16 protein-coding genes are annotated in these 17,642 nt (G+C 68.8%); 11 read left to right on the top strand and 5 right to left on the bottom strand.

Features of this window, described 5'->3' with window-relative positions; all coding sequences use genetic code 11:
* Positions 1 to 32: 32 nt before the first annotated feature.
* Positions 33 to 458: a hypothetical protein gene (locus AC27L4_RS19360; protein ID WP_487143998.1), complete on the bottom strand. Its 426-nt coding sequence runs from the start codon at positions 456 to 458 to the stop codon at positions 33 to 35.
* Between the two features lie 293 nt (positions 459 to 751).
* On the opposite strand from AC27L4_RS19360, the gene AC27L4_RS19355 reads away from it, so the two are divergent.
* The 8 genes from AC27L4_RS19355 (at position 752) to AC27L4_RS19320 (ending at position 8,409) form a co-directional block, all read left to right on the top strand.
* Positions 752 to 1,603: a metal-dependent phosphohydrolase gene (locus tag AC27L4_RS19355; protein ID WP_487143997.1), complete on the top strand. Its 852-nt coding sequence runs from the start codon at positions 752 to 754 to the stop codon at positions 1,601 to 1,603.
* A 354-nt stretch (positions 1,604 to 1,957) separates the two neighbouring features.
* Positions 1,958 to 2,950: a taurine ABC transporter substrate-binding protein gene (gene tauA, locus AC27L4_RS19350; protein ID WP_487143996.1), complete on the top strand. Its 993-nt coding sequence runs from the start codon at positions 1,958 to 1,960 to the stop codon at positions 2,948 to 2,950.
* 60 nt (positions 2,951 to 3,010) lie between these two features.
* On the top strand, positions 3,011 to 3,802 hold the full coding sequence (gene tauB / locus AC27L4_RS19345) for a taurine ABC transporter ATP-binding subunit (RefSeq protein WP_487143995.1): 792 nt from the start codon (positions 3,011 to 3,013) through the stop codon (positions 3,800 to 3,802).
* The gene (locus AC27L4_RS19340) at positions 3,799 to 4,638 is read left to right on the top strand and encodes an ABC transporter permease subunit (RefSeq protein ID WP_487143994.1); all 840 of its coding nucleotides are present in this window, start codon (positions 3,799 to 3,801) and stop codon (positions 4,636 to 4,638) included. Before tauB ends, AC27L4_RS19340 begins: the two co-directional genes overlap by 4 nt.
* Before the next feature lie 33 nt (positions 4,639 to 4,671).
* Entirely contained in the window at positions 4,672 to 5,073 is a 402-nt protein-coding gene (locus AC27L4_RS19335) for a RidA family protein (RefSeq protein ID WP_487143993.1), read from the top strand.
* The gene (locus AC27L4_RS19330; RefSeq protein ID WP_487143992.1) at positions 5,073 to 6,632 is read left to right on the top strand and encodes an FAD-binding protein; all 1,560 of its coding nucleotides are present in this window, start codon (positions 5,073 to 5,075) and stop codon (positions 6,630 to 6,632) included. Before AC27L4_RS19335 ends, AC27L4_RS19330 begins: the two co-directional genes overlap by 1 nt.
* On the top strand, positions 6,629 to 7,000 hold the full coding sequence (locus AC27L4_RS19325) for a 4Fe-4S binding protein (protein WP_487143991.1): 372 nt from the start codon (positions 6,629 to 6,631) through the stop codon (positions 6,998 to 7,000). Before AC27L4_RS19330 ends, AC27L4_RS19325 begins: the two co-directional genes overlap by 4 nt.
* Positions 6,997 to 8,409, top strand: coding sequence for an FAD/NAD(P)-binding protein (locus tag AC27L4_RS19320; protein ID WP_487143990.1), 1,413 nt, complete (start codon positions 6,997 to 6,999; stop codon positions 8,407 to 8,409). Before AC27L4_RS19325 ends, AC27L4_RS19320 begins: the two co-directional genes overlap by 4 nt.
* 22 nt (positions 8,410 to 8,431) lie before the next feature.
* Here AC27L4_RS19320 and AC27L4_RS19315 read toward each other — a convergent pair whose 3' ends face one another.
* The 3 genes from AC27L4_RS19315 to AC27L4_RS19305 form a co-directional block, all read right to left on the bottom strand.
* Positions 8,432 to 9,406 carry a quinone oxidoreductase family protein gene (locus AC27L4_RS19315; protein ID WP_487143989.1) on the bottom strand — a complete coding sequence of 325 codons (975 nt, stop codon included), beginning with the start codon at positions 9,404 to 9,406 and terminating at the stop codon, positions 8,432 to 8,434.
* Positions 9,407 to 9,481: 75 nt separating this feature from the next.
* Positions 9,482 to 10,237 carry a TerC family protein gene (locus AC27L4_RS19310; protein ID WP_487143988.1) on the bottom strand — a complete coding sequence of 252 codons (756 nt, stop codon included), beginning with the start codon at positions 10,235 to 10,237 and terminating at the stop codon, positions 9,482 to 9,484.
* A gap of 20 nt (positions 10,238 to 10,257) precedes the next feature.
* A complete protein-coding gene (locus AC27L4_RS19305; RefSeq protein WP_487143987.1) occupies positions 10,258 to 11,007 on the bottom strand; it encodes a CDP-alcohol phosphatidyltransferase family protein in 750 nt (249 codons plus the stop codon).
* Positions 11,008 to 11,478: 471 nt separating this feature from the next.
* Here AC27L4_RS19305 and AC27L4_RS19300 point away from each other — a divergent pair, with 471 nt between their 5' ends.
* Genes AC27L4_RS19300 through AC27L4_RS19290 form a run of 3 tightly spaced genes read left to right on the top strand, consistent with a single transcriptional unit; the run spans position 11,479 to position 16,386 of the window.
* On the top strand, positions 11,479 to 13,299 hold the full coding sequence (locus tag AC27L4_RS19300) for a calcium-binding protein (protein ID WP_487143986.1): 1,821 nt from the start codon (positions 11,479 to 11,481) through the stop codon (positions 13,297 to 13,299).
* A gap of 25 nt (positions 13,300 to 13,324) precedes the next feature.
* Complete coding sequence (locus tag AC27L4_RS19295; RefSeq protein ID WP_487144493.1) at positions 13,325 to 15,079, top strand: type I secretion system permease/ATPase; 1,755 nt, start codon at positions 13,325 to 13,327, stop codon at positions 15,077 to 15,079.
* Positions 15,076 to 16,386 carry an HlyD family type I secretion periplasmic adaptor subunit gene (locus AC27L4_RS19290; RefSeq protein ID WP_487143985.1) on the top strand — a complete coding sequence of 437 codons (1,311 nt, stop codon included), beginning with the start codon at positions 15,076 to 15,078 and terminating at the stop codon, positions 16,384 to 16,386. Before AC27L4_RS19295 ends, AC27L4_RS19290 begins: the two co-directional genes overlap by 4 nt.
* Before the next feature lie 18 nt (positions 16,387 to 16,404).
* Here AC27L4_RS19290 and AC27L4_RS19285 read toward each other — a convergent pair whose 3' ends face one another.
* Positions 16,405 to 17,520: an Mrp/NBP35 family ATP-binding protein gene (locus AC27L4_RS19285; protein ID WP_487143984.1), complete on the bottom strand. Its 1,116-nt coding sequence runs from the start codon at positions 17,518 to 17,520 to the stop codon at positions 16,405 to 16,407.
* Positions 17,521 to 17,642 lie beyond the last annotated feature (122 nt).

Genomic DNA, 17,642 nt, shown 5'->3' with positions numbered 1-17,642 from the left:
CCGGACCGCAGCCCGACGCCGTCGGTCTCGCCTCAATACGGAACCGGATTTCCGCCGCGGATATCGTAGTACTCGGCGCGGCGGGGCGTGTAGTCATGGCTGAACAACGGCCTGAAATAGAACGGCGCGCCGTATGAGCTGTCACCATAATACGCGCTGTTATCGCCGGAGGGCGGCAAAGCGATGGCTGGCGGGGGATTCCCCGACGCGTAGGCGGGGGTGTTGGCGCGCTTCTGAGCGTCGCGGCGATTGCGCCGCACCACCGGGGGCTTGGTGCCCGCCGGATATTCCGCCAACTCGACCACGCCGGCCGGAGCCGCGACCTGCATCCCCGACTGAACCGGCATCGCGGACGCAGGAGCCGCCAAAACGGCCGCAGCCCCCGTGGCCGTGGCGAGGGCGACAAACAACGATGTAATCCGCATTACTGGCTCCATAAAACCGCTTCCATGCACCAAGATATTCCTCCTGCCGCCCGGGTACCAGAGTGATCTTCGATCCATCGTGAACATTTGCTTGACGCCGACGCCCTGGCGCAACAGCGCCGGCCCGTTCGGCGCGAGGTCCGCACCGCCGGCATGCCGTGCCCGGACCTCGCCGCGACGGCCGCGGACAGGACGTCGCGGGCGGATCGCACGCACCCGGTGGCGCAAGCCGGCCGGATCATCTCCCGTGGCATGCTTCCGCAACGTCGGCTATGATGCGGCTCCCGGGGGGCGCCTGCCGCTAGCACGGCCCAGGATCGCGATCGATGCTGAACCCGTCCGCTCTGATTGCAGACGAACTCGGGCGTCGCCTGTCGGCGACCTATATGCGGGCCTTTGGCGGGCGCCAGCCGGCTTTCGCCGAGATCATCGACGAGGCGGCGCGGCTGGTGATCGAGCGCATCTCGACCAGCGACGCGCTCTACCACAATGCCGAGCACACGGCGCTGGTGGCCCTGGTCACCCAGGACATCCTGCGCGGCTGGCGCACGCGGCGCGAGGTGACCCCTTCCGACTGGCTGCACATGACGCTGGCCGCCCTGACCCACGACATCGGCTATGTCCGCGGCGTCTGCCGGGCCGACACGCCGAACGCCTGCGTCATCGACGCGGCGGGAACGATGCTGCCGATCCCGCGCGGCGCCTCGGACGCTTTCCTTGCGCCCTACCATGTCGAGCGCTCGAAGATCGCCATCATCGAGCGCTTCGGCCAGCAAGAGGTGCTGGATGCGCGGCGCCTGGCGGCCGCGGTCGAGCTGACCCGCTTCCCGATCCCCACCGGCGACGACCATGCCGAGACCGACACCGAAGCCGGACTGATGCGGGCGGCCGACCTGATCGGCCAGCTCGGCGATCCGCTCTATCTGCGCAAGCTCAATGCGCTGTTTCACGAATTCTCCGAGATCGGCCTGAACAAGCCGCTCGGCTACCGCACGCCGGCCGACGTCGCCGAGCGCTACCCCAAATTCTTCTGGTCGCGGGTGCAGCCCTATGTGCGCGACGCCATCACCCTGCTCGAAATGACCTTCGAGGGCCGGCAATGGGTGGCCAACCTCTACGCCCATGTCTTCGCCATCGAGCACGCGCTGCCGACGATCGGGCCGCAGTCCGGCGGCTAAACACCTTCCCGGTCCGGCGCGAAAGCGTGTCGACCGGCAATTCGGCGGTCCGCACGTTCAAGCGTTCCGGAAAGAATGGCGCAGCCGCACGCGGGAGTTGCCGCGAGGCCGGTGGCCGGCTGGGCCTGGTCGTACGCAGGACGTGCTCGTCATCGACATCGAGGCGGCCAGCGAGCTCGACCACCGCCTCCGTCGGAGACATGCGCATCTTTTTATTGACTAATATTATAGACTTTATAGATTGAAATCGTTGCCTCCCCTTCGGCCGGAGCGATGCGCGGCAGGGGACCGTCTCCGCCATGCATCGCGTGATCCGGACACGCATCGGCGAATACGCCCAAAAGGAACACACGAATGAACTCCCTCAAACGATTGGCTGCAGGCGCATTTTTCCTCTTCGCCTCCCACGCGCAGGCCGCCGAGCCCCTGCGCATCGGCTACCAGGCGGTGCCCGATCCATCCCAGGCCGCGATCGCCGGCGGCGAGTATGAGAAGGCCACGGGCGCCAAGATCGAGTGGCGCAAGTTCGACTCGGGCGCGAGCGTCATCGCCGCCCTGGCCTCGGGCAGCATCGATATCGGCTATGCCGGCTCCAGCCCGCTGGCGGCCGGCGTGACGCGCGGCGCGCCGATCAAGGCCTTCCTGATCGCCGGCCTGATCGGCGACGCCGAGGCCCTGGCGGTGCGCAACGGCGCCGGCATCGAGACGCCGCAGGACCTGGTCGGCAAGAAGATCGCCGTCCCCTTCGTCTCGACCACCCATTACAGCCTGTTGTTCGCCCTCAAGCATTGGGGCGTCGATGCAGCCAAGGTCGACATCCTCAACCTGCAGCCGCCGGAGATCGCGGCCGCCTTCGCCCGCGGCGACATCGACGGCACCTATGTCTGGGATCCCACCCTGGCCGCGGCCAAGAAGAACGGCAAGGTGCTGATCACCTCCGCCGAGGTCGCCAAGCTCGGCGGCCCGACCTTCGTGGCCTGGATCACCCGCGACGACTTCGCCAAGGCGCACCCGGAGGCCGTAACCGCCTTCGCCAAGGTGACGCTCGCCGCCTTCGCCCGCTATCGCCAGGACCCGGCCGCCTTTGGCCCCGGCACGCCGGAAGCCAGGAAGATCGCCGACTTCACCGGCGCCAAGCCGGAAGAGGTCTCGGACCAGATCGCCGGCCTCTCCTACCCGCTGGCCGACGAGCAGGCCTCCGATGCGTTCCTCGGCCGGGGCACGGCCGAAGCCATCGCCGCCACCGCCGCCTTCCTCAAGGAGCAGAAGAAGGTCGACGCTCTGCTGCCGGACTATGCGCCGACGGCCACGGCCGAGTTCGTCAAGGCCGCCGCGGCCGTCAACTGAACCCATGATCCAGGGGCGGGCGGCCTCGATCCGCCCGCCCATGACAACCCGGAAGAACCGATGAGCGTCCTCAACGTCCAGAACGCGGTCGTCCGCTATGACGGCGCCGGTACCGTGACCGCCTTGGATCATGTCTCGCTGTCGATCGCGCCCGGCGAGTTCGTCGTCGCCCTCGGTGCCTCCGGCTGCGGCAAGACCACGCTGCTCAACCTGATGGCCGGCTTCCAGTCGCCGACCGGCGGTTCGGTGACGCTCGGCGGAAAGCCGATCGCCGGGCCGGGCGCCGACCGCGGCGTGGTCTTCCAGACCGGCGCGCTGCTGCCCTGGCTCGATGTCGCCGACAATGTCGCCTTCGGGCTGCGCCTCAAGGGCGTGCCCAGGCCGGAGCGGCGGGAGCGGGCGCGGGCGATGCTGCGCCTTGTCGGCCTGGAGGGCATCGAGGACCGGCGCATCTGGCAGTTGTCCGGCGGCATGCGCCAGCGCGTCGGCGTGGCGCGGGCGCTGACGGCCGACCCGGATTTCCTTTTGATGGACGAGCCGCTCGGCGCCCTCGACGCGCTGACCCGCGAGCAGATGCAGGAACTGATCCTCGACATCTGGAACCGCACGAAGAAGGGCATCTTCTTCATCACCCACGGCATCGAGGAGGCGGTGTTCCTGGCCTCGCGCCTCCTGGTGATGTCGCCGCGGCCCGGCCGCGTCGTCGCTTCGATCGATCTCGACTTCGGTCGCCGCTACGCCGCCGGTGAGACCGCCGGCTCGGTGAAGTCGGACCCGCGCTTCTTTGCCATTCGCGAAGAGGTGAAGGCGCTGATCTTCGCCCATCGCCGACCGATGGAAGCGGCAGCATGAGCGAAGTATCCCTCCCCGCCTCGACATCGCCCGCCGCGCCGGCCGCGTCTCGGCAAGCGGCTCCGCCACGCCTGGGCTATGTCGCCCGGGTCGCCATCGCCACCTTCGCCGCCCTGCTGGCGTTGTGGTGGCTGGCAGCCTGGTTCGCCGTCGTGCCGGCCATGTTCCTGCCCTCTCCCGCCGCGGTTCTCGACAAGGCGGTCGCCGTCTGGACCGATGGCTTCGAAGGGGCCACCCTGCCCCAGCACCTCGTCGCCAGCGTCGGACGCGTGCTGGCGGCGCTCGCCGTCGCCACCGTCACCGGCGTGCTCGCGGGCCTGGCCATCTCGCTCAACCAGACGGCCCGGGGCATGCTGGAGCCGCTGATCGAATTCTACCGGCCGATCCCGCCGCTCGCCTATCTGCCGCTCGTCGTCATCTGGTTCGGCATCGGCGAATTCGCCAAGGTGCTGGTGATCTATCTCGGCATCTTTCCGGCCATCGTCATCGCCACAACCGACGGGCTGCGCTCCGTGGCGCAGGACAAGGTCAATGCGGCGCGTTCGCTCGGCGCCGGCCGGCTTCAGGTCGTCACCCTGGTTCTGCTGCCGCATGCCCTGCCGAACATCCTCACCGGCATCCGCATCGGCCTCGGCGTCGGCTGGGCGACGCTGGTCGCGGCAGAACTGATCGCCGCCACGCGCGGCCTCGGCTTCATGATCAAGGGCGCATCCGACTTCCTCGTCACCGACGTGGTCATTCTCGGCATCATCGTCATTGCCGTGGTCTCGATCGGCATGGAGTTGGCGCTACGCCTGCTCCAGCGCGTGATCGCGCCCTGGCAGGGCCACGACTGACGCCGCCTCCACCGGTTTTCACGAAAGCAGACCATGATCCAACGCCATTTCGTCGCCGCCGCTCCGCCGCCGCCCGGAGGCGTGAAATATCATCACGCCAGCCAGGCCGGCGGCTGGCTCCACGTCACCGGACAGTTGCCCGTCGATCCGGCCGCGCCGGACGCTCCCCTCCCCGAAGGCATCGAGGCCCAGGCCGAGCTGACCTTCCACAACCTCGCCACCATCGTCGAGGCCGCCGGCTATTCCTGGCGCGACACGGTGTTCGTGCGGCTCTACCTCGCCGATTTCGAGCGCGACTATGACGGGCTGAACCGGGTCTATCACCGGGTGTTCACCGACGATGCCACGGTTCCGTCCCGGACCACCATCGGTGTCGCCCGGCTCGGCCGCGGCGCCCTAGTCGAGATCGATCTCGTGCTCTACAGGCCGTCGTGATGCCGCCCGCTGCAAAGCTCCTCGACCTCGCCGCGGATGTCCTGGTCCTCGGCGGCGGTCCTGCCGGCGCCTGGGCGGCCATCGCCGCGGCCGAGGCGGGCGCGAAGGTGGTGCTGGCGGACAAGGGGCGGGTCGGCACCAGCGGCGCGACGGCCTCCGCCAACACGGCCGTCATCGACACCGCCCCCGGCAGCCGGGCGCGGCGAGAGGTGATCGAGCGCCGCCTCGCCCGGGGCTTCGGCCTCGTACAGGCCGCTACGGTCGAGCGCGTGCTCGACGAGGCCTGGCGCCGCCTCGCCCTCCTGCCGAGCTGGGGTTACGCGTTTCCGCATGACGACGACGGCGAGCTCTATCGCGGAACGCTGCGCGGGCCCGACTACATGCAGATCCTGCGCCGGCGCCTGCACAAATCGGGGGTCAAGCTGCTCGACCACTGCCCGGCCACCGGTCTCATCGGCAACGGCGAAGGCGTGATGGGAGCCCACGGCCTCGAACGGCTCTCGGGGGCTCCCTGGCAGGTCCGCGCCGGAGCCGTGGTGATCGCCACCGGGGGCTGCGCCTTCCGGAGCAAGGCCTTGGGCACCCATGGCCTGACCGGCGACGGCCTGCTGATGGCGGCCGAGGCCGGAGCCGTGCTGTCGGGCATGGAGTTCTCCGGCCAATACGGCATCTCGCACGCGGCTGCGACGGTGACCAAGAACCTGATCTACGACTGGGCGACCTTCAGCGATGCGGCCGGCACCGTGCTCGAGGGAGACGATCCCTTCGAAATCCTGGCGCGGCACCTGCCGCGCGGGCCGGTCCATGCCGTCATCGACAAGGCCTCGCCCGCCATCCGCGAGGGCCTGCGGCGCGGCCAACCCAACATCTTCCTCGCCCTCGACCGCCAGGGCATCGACCCCTTCACCCAGCGCTTCCCGGTGACGCTGCGCTATGAAGGAACCGTGCGCGGTGTCGGCGGCCTCCTGGTCGACGACGAGGGCGCGACGACGGTGCCCGGCCTGTTCGCCGCCGGCGACGCGGCCTCGCGCGAAAACCTCGTCGGCGCCGCCAGCGGTGGCGGCGGCCCGAACGCGACCTGGGCCATCGCCTCCGGCAGCTGGGCGGGGGGCGCCGCCGCGGCCTTCGCGTCCCGGACCGCCCGGCACGGTTTCTGCCGCGCCTTCGACGAGGCGGACGAGACCGGCCGGATCGAGGACGATCTGGACCGGGGCCTCGCTGCGGTTCAAGCGGAGATGTTTCCGATCGAGCGCAACTTCACGCGTGACGGCTCCGGCCTGCGCCGGTCTCTCGCCGCCCTCGATGCGACGTGGCAGCGGCTGCGGGCGCCCGGCCGGCGGTCGACGCAGGCCGATGCCGGGCGCCTCCTGCATGGACGCGAGGTGATGGCGATGACGGCGACGGCGCGGTGGATCTGCGCCAGTGCCCTCGCCCGGACGGAGTCCCGCGGCATCCACCGCCGACGCGACCATGCCGCCACGGATCCGGCCCAGGCCGGGCGGCTGCTGGTCGCCGGCCTCGACAGGCCGCTCGTCCGGCCGGCCGGACTCATGCCATGATCGAACTCATCAGCCATAGCCGTTGCATCAAATGTGATTCCTGCGTTGCAGCCTGCCCCGACAACGTCTTCGACGCCGTACCCGACGGCGTGCCGGTGATCGCCCGGCTCGCGGACTGCCAGACCTGCTTCCTGTGCGAGCTCTATTGCCCGACCGATGCGCTCTACGTCTCGCCGCTGATGACGGAGCGTGAGATGGTCGACGAACAGGACTTGGTCGCGTCCGGTCGCCTCGGCAGCTATCGCCGCATCCTCGGCTGGCGCGGCATCAAGGCCGCGGGGACGGAAACGGACCTCAGCCATCGCCTGTTCGAGGCCGACGGGACGCCGCATCCGGCCAGCGCCCGCCTCGCGGGCACCGCGCCATGACGGTCCGGCCTCCCGCCGGCAAGGCGGTCCGGATCGCCGTCATCGGCGGCGGCTTCACCGGCGCCGCGTTCGTCATCCATGCGGCGCGGCGGCTGGCGGGCCCGATCGTCTTTGAAATGATCGAGCCGGCCGCCGAACTCGGCCACGGGGCAGCCTATGGCGCGAAGGACCCGCTCCATCGCATCAACGTGCCCAGCAACCGCATGAGCCTCTTCCCGGAGGACCGCGATCATGCGACCCGCTGGCTGTTCGACAAGGGCATCCTGCCCGGAGACGGATCGAGCACCGATGACCAGGGCGACCACTACGTCCCCCGATCCGCCTACGGCGCCTATGTCGGCGACGTGCTGCGCCGATGCCTGGCCGATGCGACGCCGCAGCTGGCGCTGCGCCACCACCGCGCCCTCGCCGCGGACGTCCGGCGCGACGGCGACGCCTGGACGGTGGAGCTCGCCGGCGGCGGGGTCGTCGCCGCCGACTGCATCGTGCTGAGCTTCGGCCACGCGCCGCCGCGCGCGCCCTTCCCGATCGATGCCGCAGCCGCGGCCGACGCCCGGCTGGTGGCCAATCCCTGGCAGCCGCACGCCCTCGCGCCGATCGCCCCGGACGCGGCCGTCCTGCTCGTCGGCACTGGCCTCACTATGGCGGACATGGTCGAAACCCTGCTCGCGGGCGGCCATCGCGGCGCCATCACGGCAGTGTCCCGCCGGGGGCTGCTGGCCCAGCCCCAAGGCCTGTTCCTGGACGATTTCGATCTGCCGCAGGACGTTTCGCCCCCTGAAACCGCCCTGCAACTGCTCCAGCTGGCGCGCCGGGGAGCCCGCGACGCGGAGGCGCGGGGGCTCGGCTGGCATCCGGCCGCGGACGCGCTGCGCTTCAATCTCGGCCGGCTCTGGCCGACCCTGCCGGTGGACGAGCGCCGGCGCGTCGTCCGGCGCCTGCTGCCGTTCTGGGATGTGCATCGTTTCCGCGTCGCGCCCCAGCCCCGCGCCACGCTGGCGGACGCCATCGCAGCTGGCCGGGTCAGGGTGGAAAAGGCCGGCGTCCTCGCCATCGACACGGAGGCCGGCTCCCTTTCGGCGACGCTGCAGCACAGGCACGGGGCCACCGTGAAGCGGCGGTTCGGCGGCATCGTGCTCTGCATCGGACCGGACCGGGATCTCGCGCGGCATCCGCTCGTGCGCAGCCTCGTAGCCTCCGGCCTAGCCCGGCACGACGCGGTGGGGCTTGGCCTGGACGTCGACCGGCGGAGCCGGCTCGTCGCCCACGATGGCCGCGCCGATCCCGCGATCCTCGCCCTCGGCCCGATGACGCGCGGCACGTTCGGCGAGATGACCGGCGCCCCGGACATCACCCGCCATGTCGAGGCGATCGTCGAGGATCTGGCGAGGCAGGCGGCGCGGCCCTGATGGGCGGAGCCGCTGCCGGGCTTCAGGGGATCAACACCGACGCACCGGTGGTGGCCCGCCCTTCCAGATCCTCGTGGGCCTTGCGCGCGTCCTTCAGCGCATAGCGCTGGTTGACCGGGATGGTGACCGCACCCGAGGCGACCACCGCGAAAAGGTCATTGGCGGTGGCCACCAGATCCTCGCGCCTGGCGGTGTAATGCGTGAGGGTCGGCCGGGTCATGAACAGCGAGCCCTTCTGCATCAGCACCAGCGGCGATACCGGCTCGACCGGTCCGGACGCATTGCCGAACGTCACCCAGGTGCCGAGCGGCTTCAGGCAGTCGAGCGAACCGGGATAGGTGGCCTTGCCGACACCGTCATACACCACGTCGCATTTGCGCCCCTCGGTAAGGTCGAGGACCCGCTTCACCCAGTCCTCGGACTTGTAGAGGACGGTGTGGTCGGCCCCGTTGGCGCGGGCGAGCTCGGCCTTCTCCTGCGAACCGACCGTGCCGATCACCGTCGCGCCGAGCGATTTCGCCCATTGGCAGAGCAGCAGGCCGACACCGCCCGCGGCCGCCTGCACCAGGACCGTGTGCCCCTTCTCCACCCGGAAGGTGCGCCGCAGCAGGTACTGCGCCGTCATGCCCTTCAGCATCATGGCGGCCGCCTGCTCGTAGGAGATCGAAGCCGGCAGCGTGACCAGGCGCGCGGCCGGATAGACCCGCTCCTGCGAATAGCTGCCGATGCTGCCGGCATAGGCTACCCGATCCCCCGGCAGGACGTTGGCCACCCCCTCGCCCACCGCCACCACCTCGCCGGCCCCCTCGGCGCCGAGGATGAACGGCAGCGGTCCGGGCGAATAGAGGCCCGAACGATAATAGGTGTCGATGAAGTTGACGCCGCAGGCGTGATGGCGGATCAGCGCCTCGCCGGGGCCCGGCGCGGGCGTCTCGACGGATTCATAGGTGAGGACCTCCGGTCCGCCGGTCTTGTGAATACGGATCGCGCCGGGCATGGGCACCTCCTGGGCTGCGCAGACAGTGCTGCGATAGGTAGCCCAGCGGGCGACGAGATGCGAGAGGGAGCGGCCTCAGCCGTCGAGCCGCCCGGCCCGGGGCGGCGGCTCCGCCTTCTGGACCGCCCGCCGCTTCTTCGCCATCACGTTGATCGTCTCCACCATCGCCGCGAAGGCCATGGCGAAATAGATGTAGCCGCGCGGGATGTGCATGCCGACGCCGTCGGCAACCAGCGAGACACCGATCAGCATCAGGAAGGCGAGCGCCAGCATCTTCGTCGTCGGATGACGCTGGATGAAACCGCCGACCGGGCCGGACGACGCCCACATCACGCCCATGGCGATGATGACGGCAGCGATCATCACCGGCACGTGCTGGGCCATGCCGATCGCGGTGACGATGGAATCGATGGAAAAGACAATGTCGATCACCGCCACCTGCAGGATCACCGCCGTGAACGCCCGGCCGCTGAGATCGACGGCACCGACCTCCTCGTGCTCGAACTCGTTGTGGATCTCATGGGTCGCCTTGACGATCAGGAACAGGCCGCCGGCGATGAGGATCAGGTCGCGCCAGGAGACGTCGCGCCCGAGGACCGAGAACAGCGGCTGCGTCAGCCCGATCAGCCAGGTCAGCGCCAGCAGCAGCAGGATGCGGAAGACCAGGGCGAGCGACAGGCCGACCGAGCGGGCGCGCCTGGCCTCGTCGTGCGGCAGCTTCGACACCAGCACCGAGATGAAGACGACGTTGTCGATGCCCAGGATGATTTCCATGGCCGTGAGCGTGACCAGCGCCGCCCAGGCCGCAGGATCGGTCAGAAGTTCGGTCATGCGCCCCCGCGGGAGCCCGCCTATGCGTTGCCGGGCTTCGTCCTGAAATAGCCGAGGGCCAGGAAATACACGCCGATCGCCGACAAGGTCCAGACCTCCCAGGGCTCGGGCCGCATGTCGCGCCAGACGGCGTGGAAGGCCAGCACCGACCAGATCAGCAGCAGCGTCAACGTCAGCGTCCGCAGCTTCGCCACCCGGAACGGATGCACGAACACGATCGGCGCGAAGGTGAGAGCCGCCAGGACCACGACGGCCAGGAAAGACGCCACCGGCCCCAGGTCGAGCAGGAAGAAGTAGAAGACGACGAGGTTCCAGACAGCAGGGAACCCCTTGAACCAGGCGTCCTCGGTCTTCATCTCGTTGTCGGCGAAATACATCGCGCTGGTGATCAGGATCAGCAGCGCCGCGGCGAGATCCCAGCCGGGCGCCAGCCGGCCCCATTCGATCAGCGCATAGGCGGGCACCAGCACATAGGTGATGAAGTCGACGACCAGATCGAGCGCCGCGCCCGACCAGCGCGGCGCCGCGTTCTGGATGTCGATGCGCCGGGCGATGGTGCCGTCGATGCCGTCGACGAACAGAGCCACAGCCAGCCACAGGAACATTCCCCGGACGTCGCCGCGGGCAACGGCGAGAAGCGCCAGGAATCCCCAGATCACGCCGCTGGCGGTGAAGACATGCACCGCGACCGCCATGGCGCGGCGGCCGGCTGGAACCGGGGTGGCGGAAGGCTGGGGCTCAGGGGCAGGCAAGGCGGGCTGCGAGCTCACGGCATGTCATCGGGCCGTCATCATATCGATGCCACACCTTGCCTGCCAGCGCCGGACGAGGTTCTCCCCAACGACGAGCACGGGATCGCCGACAGGCGGGTTTCCGCCGAGGTCCGCACGCACTCCGCCGGGAACGCCGGGCCGATCTCAACGGCATCACGCCACCAACGCAGCGGCAGGTCCGCCACCCGACGGGGGTTTGGCCTTGGCATTTCGGTTGTGATAACCTGCGCCCCGCAATCGACATCATTCCGTTCGACAAGCGGCTGTGAGAGAATGTATGGCCATGGGCCGGGGATGCCCGAGCCTGCCACGGTAGCGTGACTGTGTAACCCGCGACACTGTGGCGACGGCGCGCGGCCTGATAGGTAAGAGGGGCTGCCCGCGTTTTGGCAATACGGGACCGAGGCTCGGTGTCGGCAAGCCGTGTCGATTAATGATGCAAGCGTTTGGAACAACAGCCAGGTAAACATGAGCGACCAGATCAATCAGCAGGCTGGCGATGACCTAGCGTTCATCGAGGCAACAAACGTCGATTTGAGCGGCCTGCTTGACTGGCAGGGTGCGACAATGGCGCGCGCCGGTCACGGCACAGCCATTTCCGCCTTCAACGCCAGTGCGATACCCGCCCAAGGCCCATCCGCCATCTCCGCGGCTCCCGCCCCCATCATGAAGCCCGATCACGAGTGGGGCGACGATGCGGCGGCGTCCGAAGCACCTGCCCCGGCGTTCGGGGGCCCAGTCCTTGCATCCGACAATAAGCCCGTCCGCCATGACTCCTCAGTCACGTCCGGCAGCGCCTCTTCTGGCGGTGTCGTATTCTTCGAGCCCGGCATTCGCTCGGACGTACACCAGGACAACTTTATCCTCGGGCCGCTCCGCTCGGGCTACAATGCGGACTTGGGTATAACCTTCGTGCTCGGAACGTCGGGCGACGACGCTTCGCTGAAGGGGACCGACGGCCCCGATTCCGTCTACGGCTATGATGGCAATGACGTGCTTGACGGCGGGGCCGGCGCGGATGTGCTGGTCGGAGGTCTCGGCAACGATACCTATCGTGTCGAGGGCTTCGATCGCGTCTTCGAGGATAAGGATGGCGGTATCGACACCGTCGAGACCGCCAATGCCCGCTACGAGCTCGGCGAGAACTTCGAAAATCTGATTGGCAAGTCCGATTCGGGCCAAACCCTGATCGGCAATGAGCTCGACAACATCATCACGGGTGCCGCCGGCAAGGACTCGCTCGACGGCGGAGCCGGCAAGGATACCCTCAACGGCGGCGCGGGCGACGATACTCTCAACGGGGGCGACGGAGACGATACGCTCAACGGCGGTGACGGCGACGACGCTCTCAACGGCGGGGCGGGCGACGACGTCCTCAACGGCGGCGCCGGGGCCGACCTGCTCGACGGCGGCGTCGGCAAGGACAAGCTCGACGGCGGCGACGGCAACGACGTCCTGAACGGCGGCGACGGCGACGATGCGCTCGTCGGCGGCGCGGGCGATGATACTCTCAACGGCGGCGCCGGTCACGACACGCTCGACGGCGGGGCCGGCCATGACAAGCTCGACGGCGGCGACGGCAACGACGTTCTGAACGGCGGCGACGGCGATGATGCGCTCGCCGGCGGCGCGGGCGACGATATCCTCAACGGCGGGACCGGTGCCGACAAGCTCGATGGCGGCGACGGCAAGGACAAGCTCGACGGCGGCGATGGCGACGATACCCTGAATGGCGGCGCCGGCGACGACGCGCTCAACGGTGGGACCGGCAACGATAAGCTCGATGGCGGCGACGGCAAGGATACCCTTGATGGGGGGGCCGGCAACGATACCCTGAATAGTGACGCCGGCGACGACACGCTGAACGGCGGAGCCGGCAAGGACATCCTGAACGGGGGCGCAGGCGACGACAGGCTGGACGGCGGCATTGGCGAGGATACCCTCGACGGCGGAGCCGGCAAGGACAGGCTGGTCGGCGGAGCAGGAAACGACATTCTGATCGGTGGCGCCGGAGACGACGAGCTCACCGGTGGGGCCGGCCGAGACACCTTCGCCTTCAAGGCCGGCTTCGGGCACGACACCATCACCGATTTTACCGTCGGGACCAGCTCGCACGACATCATCCAGTTTGACACCGACATCTTCGCCAATTTCGCAGTTGTCATGGCCGCGGCAGCGCAGGTCGGCGCCGACACAGTCATTACACTCGACAACGGCAACTCGATCGTCCTAAAGAACGTCGCCCTAAATAGTTTGCAGCAGGACGATTTCACGTTCATAGCGTCCTGAGATAGACGGACGGATCTTGGCAGCAATGGCCGGTGGAATATCTCAACAGCAGCCGCGTCTGAGCTTGGCGGCTGCATTGTCTTCGTTTCGAGGAGCTATCGTCGGCACGGCCGTGATGAGCGGGATGATCAACATCCTCGCTCTTACCGGCTCGTTCTTCATGCTGCAGGTCTATGATCGCGTCATTCCGAGCCGCAGTGTCCCGACACTGATCGGCCTGGGATTGCTCGCCGCCGCCCTCTACGCATTCCAGGGCGTCCTGGAGGTCATCCGCGCCCGTATTCTCTCCCGCATCGGCATGGCCGTCGACCAGAGGTTGAACGCCCAGGTCTACGACGCGCTGATGCGCTTTCCCCTGAAGGCTCGGGTGCAGGGAGACAGCCTGCAATCCCTGCGCGACCTCGATCAGGTGCGCGCCTTCCTGTCGAGCGGGGGCCCCTCGGCCATGTTCGACCTGCCATGGATGCCGCTCTACCTCGGCATCTGCTTCCTCTTCCATTTCTGGCTCGGCATCACCGCGCTTGTCGGCGCCGTCATCCTGGTGGCGCTGACGCTGCTGACCGAGGTCACGACCAAGGCCCCGACCCGGGCCGCCGGCATGCTCGGCGCCAGCCGGGCGGCGCTGGCCGAGGCGACGCGCCGCAATGTCGAGGTGCTGCAGGCCATGGGCTTCGCCCGACGCATCTCCGCGCGCTGGTCGACGATCAATGCCGAGTATCTCAAGGCCCATGCCAAGGCCAGCGACGCCGCCGGTATCATCGGCACCATCTCCAAGGTGTCGCGCATGGCACTGCAATCGGTGTTGCTGGGCGTCGGGGCCTACCTGGTCGTGCAGCAGGAGGCCAGCGGCGGCGTGATGATCGCGTCCTCGATCATGATGGGTCGGGCGCTCGCGCCGATCGAGCTGTCAATCGCCAATTGGAAGGGTTTCGTCAGTGCCCGCCAGGGATGGCGACGCCTCACCGAGCTCCTGGCGCTGATGTCGACCCCGAAGGTGACCACGGACCTGCCGGCACCGTGCCTGACGCTGGCGGTCGAGAGCGTCAGCCTGGTCCCGCCGGGAGACAACCGCCCCGTCGTGCACGATGCCAGCTTCTCGCTCAACAAGGGCGCCGGGCTCGGCATCATCGGACCGAGCGCTTCCGGCAAGTCGTCGCTGGCCCGCGCGCTGGTCGGCGTCTGGAGCCCCGTCCGCGGCAATGTCCGTCTCGACGGCGCCACGCTCGATCAATGGGATGTCAGCAGCCTGGGCGCCAGCATCGGCTACCTGCCTCAGGGGGTCGAGCTCTTCGACGGCACCGTCGGCGAAAACATCTCCCGCTTCGAGCCCAACGCTCCCTCGGCCAAGATCCTCGAGGCGGCGAAGACGGCGGGCGTGCACGACCTGATCGTCCGCCTGCCGGATGGCTACGAGACCCGGATCGGCGACAACGGCTCGGCCCTGTCCGCCGGACAGCGCCAGCGCGTGGCCCTGGCCCGGGCGCTCTACGGCGATCCCTTCCTCGTCGTGCTCGACGAGCCGAACTCGAACCTCGATGCCGAAGGCGAAGCCGCGCTCACCCAGGCGATCCTCAGCGTCAGGGCGCGGGGCGGCATCGTCGCCGTGGTCGCGCACCGGCCGAGCGCCCTTGCCGGCGTCGACCAGGTCCTGGTCATGGGCAATGGCCGCGTCCAGGCCTTCGGACCGAAGGATGAGGTGCTGCGCAAGACCCTCAAGCGCGAGCTGCCGCAGGCGCCGCCCCTGAAAATGGTCGCCAATCAGGAGCAGGCTGCGCCATGACCGGAGGAGAACCAGTCCCCGCCGAACAGGCGATCCGCCGCTACCTGATCATCGGACTGTTCGTGTTCGCGCTGCTGGCCGGCGGCGTGGGCGGTATCGCAGCGACGGTCGAGCTCTCCGGAGCGGTGATCGCCCACGGCGTCTTCGTCGTCGACAGCTATGTCAAGAAGGTGCAGCACCAGACCGGCGGTACGGTCGCCGCTCTGTTCGTTCGCGACGGCGACCGCGTCAAGGCCGGCGAGATGTTGCTCAAGCTCGACGATACCCAGACCAGGGCGAACCTCGCCATCGTCACCAAGCGGCTCGACGAGTTCGCCGCCCGCCGGGCCCGGCTTGAGGCCGAGCGCGATGGTCGCGACAAGGTAACGTTCTCCCCCGAGTTGATGGCGCGTATCGACGAACCGGCCATCACCGCGCTGATGGCGAGCGAAACGCGGCTGTTCGACCTGCGCAACAAGTCGCGCACCGGCAAGATCGCCCAGCTGGAATCGCGCATCGGCCAGTTGGAGAAGGAGCGCAACGGCCTGGATGTCCAGGAGAAGGCGAAGGTCGACGAGATCGCCATCATCACCCGCGAGCTCGAAAGCGTGCGCCAGCTCTGGAAGAAGAACCTGATCCCGCTGCAACGGATCACGGCGGAGGAGCGCGACGCGACGCGTCTCGACGGCGAGCGCGGCCAGTTGGTGGCGGCGCAGGCGCAGAACGCCGGCCGCATTTCCGAGATCCGGCTCCAGATCATCTCCATCGACCAGGACCAGCGCAGCGACGTCGCCAAGGAACTGCGTGAGATCGAAGCGCAGACCGGCGAATATGTCGAACGCAAGGTCGCGGGCGAGGACCAGCTCAAGCGTGTCGACATCCGCTCGCCGCAGGACGGCGTGGTGCATCAGCTCGCCGTCCACACCATCGGTGGCGTCGTCTCGCCGGGCGAGCCGATCATGTTGATCGTCCCGGTGGCCGACACGCTGCGGGCCGAGGTGCGGATCGCGCCGCAGGATATCGACCAGGTCCAGAAGGGACAGAGGGCGACGCTGCGGCTCTCCGCCTTCAACCAGGCCGTGACGCCGGAGCTGAACGCAGTCGTCGAAGACATCTCGCCCGATCTGACCACCGATCAGAAGACGGGCATGAGCTTCTACACCGCCCGGCTGAACCTGCCGCCCAGCGAGGTCATGCGCCTGGGCGACCTGAAGATCCTGCCTGGCATGCCGGTGGAGGCCTTCATCCAGACCTCGTCGCGCACCATCATGTCCTACCTGGTCAAGCCGCTGCAGGACCAGGTCGAGCGGGCCTTCCGCGAGGAGTGAGACGGAAGGCCGCTGCCGTCACTCGATGACGATGCGCGGCGGCGCCCGGCGCGCTGCCGCGCCGCCGGAGAGCATGGCCCAGACCTGAGCCGCGAGATCGCGGTAGAAACCGGCTTCGACGCCGTTCGGCGCGGTCGCGACCACCGGCGTGCCGGCATCGGAGCGCTCGCGGACGTCGAGGGACAGCGGCAATTCGCCGAGGAACGGCACGCCGAGGCGTTCCGCCTCGTGCCGCGCCCCGCCATGGCCGAACAGGTTGGTGACGTGGCCGCAGTTCGGGCAGCTGAACGTCGACATGTTCTCGACGATGCCGAGCACCGGCACGCTCACCTTCTGGAACATGGCGACGCCGCGGCGGGCGTCGATCAGCGCCAGATCCTGCGGCGTCGAGACGATCACCGCACCGGCAAGCGGGGTGTGCTGGGCCATGGTGAGCTGCGCGTCGCCGGTGCCCGGCGGCATGTCGACGACCATGACGTCGAGCTCGCCCCAGCGCACTTCGCGCAGGAGCTGGGTCAGCGCCGACATCACCATCGGGCCGCGCCAGATCATCGGCGTCTCCTCGTCGACGAGGAAGCCGATCGACATGACCTTGACCCCATAGGCCTCCAGCGGCTTCATGATCCGCCCCTCGACGATCTCGGGCTTGCCGTGCAGGCCGAAGAGCTTCGGCATGGACGGGCCGAAGATGTCGGCGTCGAGGAGGCCGATCTTCAGGCCCTGCTGGGCAAGGCCGATGGCGAGGTTGCACGCCGTGGTCGACTTGCCGACGCCCCCCTTGCCGGAGGCGACGGCGATGACATGGGTGACGCCCGGCAGGCCCGGGGCACGCTGGGCGGCCGCCTGGGCCCGCGGACCCGGCGCCTCGCGCCGCGGCGCGCCAGCCGGCCGATCGGCGGTGAGGCCGACGAGCGCGCTGGTGACGCCGGGCAGGCCGCGCACCGCACTTTCCGCGGCAGCGCGCACGCCTTCCATGGCGCGAGCCTCGGTCGGGTCGATGGCGATGGCGAACATCACCTTGGTGCCGTCGACGCGGATCTCGGTGAGGCGGCCGGAAGCCGAGAGAGTCTGGCCGCTGGCGGGAAGCTTCACCAGTTCGAGGGCGCGGAGGACGTCGGCGGGCGTGATGGGCAAGGCGGACCTCAAATCGGGCGATGGCGTGCGGCCGTTGTAGGCGAGCACCGTCGGGCGTCAACGTGTGGATGCGACGCATCGGCGTCAAGGCGCCCCTGGACGGGCGGTGCCTTCCCGGCTAC

This window comes from Labrys sp. Lb11 (genome assembly GCF_057554225.1).
The sequence above is the reverse complement of the archived record's forward strand: the minus strand, read 5'-3'. Positions and strand labels throughout refer to the sequence as shown.

What these genes read in the sequence shown, in the direction of transcription:
- AC27L4_RS19320 (WP_487143990.1), top strand. Translation starts at nt 6,997, where the DNA reads ATGACGGTCCGGCCTCCCGCCGGCAAGGCGGTCCGGATCGCCGTCATC.
- AC27L4_RS19315 (WP_487143989.1), bottom strand. Translation starts at nt 9,406, where the DNA reads ATGCCCGGCGCGATCCGTATTCACAAGACCGGCGGACCGGAGGTCCTC.
- AC27L4_RS19330 (WP_487143992.1), top strand. Translation starts at nt 5,073, where the DNA reads ATGCCGCCCGCTGCAAAGCTCCTCGACCTCGCCGCGGATGTCCTGGTC.
- tauA (WP_487143996.1), top strand. Translation starts at nt 1,958, where the DNA reads ATGAACTCCCTCAAACGATTGGCTGCAGGCGCATTTTTCCTCTTCGCC.
- AC27L4_RS19295 (WP_487144493.1), top strand. Translation starts at nt 13,325, where the DNA reads ATGGCCGGTGGAATATCTCAACAGCAGCCGCGTCTGAGCTTGGCGGCT.
- AC27L4_RS19290 (WP_487143985.1), top strand. Translation starts at nt 15,076, where the DNA reads ATGACCGGAGGAGAACCAGTCCCCGCCGAACAGGCGATCCGCCGCTAC.
- AC27L4_RS19335 (WP_487143993.1), top strand. Translation starts at nt 4,672, where the DNA reads ATGATCCAACGCCATTTCGTCGCCGCCGCTCCGCCGCCGCCCGGAGGC.
- AC27L4_RS19340 (WP_487143994.1), top strand. Translation starts at nt 3,799, where the DNA reads ATGAGCGAAGTATCCCTCCCCGCCTCGACATCGCCCGCCGCGCCGGCC.
- AC27L4_RS19300 (WP_487143986.1), top strand. Translation starts at nt 11,479, where the DNA reads ATGAGCGACCAGATCAATCAGCAGGCTGGCGATGACCTAGCGTTCATC.
- AC27L4_RS19325 (WP_487143991.1), top strand. Translation starts at nt 6,629, where the DNA reads ATGATCGAACTCATCAGCCATAGCCGTTGCATCAAATGTGATTCCTGC.
- AC27L4_RS19355 (WP_487143997.1), top strand. Translation starts at nt 752, where the DNA reads ATGCTGAACCCGTCCGCTCTGATTGCAGACGAACTCGGGCGTCGCCTG.
- AC27L4_RS19310 (WP_487143988.1), bottom strand. Translation starts at nt 10,237, where the DNA reads ATGACCGAACTTCTGACCGATCCTGCGGCCTGGGCGGCGCTGGTCACG.
- tauB (WP_487143995.1), top strand. Translation starts at nt 3,011, where the DNA reads ATGAGCGTCCTCAACGTCCAGAACGCGGTCGTCCGCTATGACGGCGCC.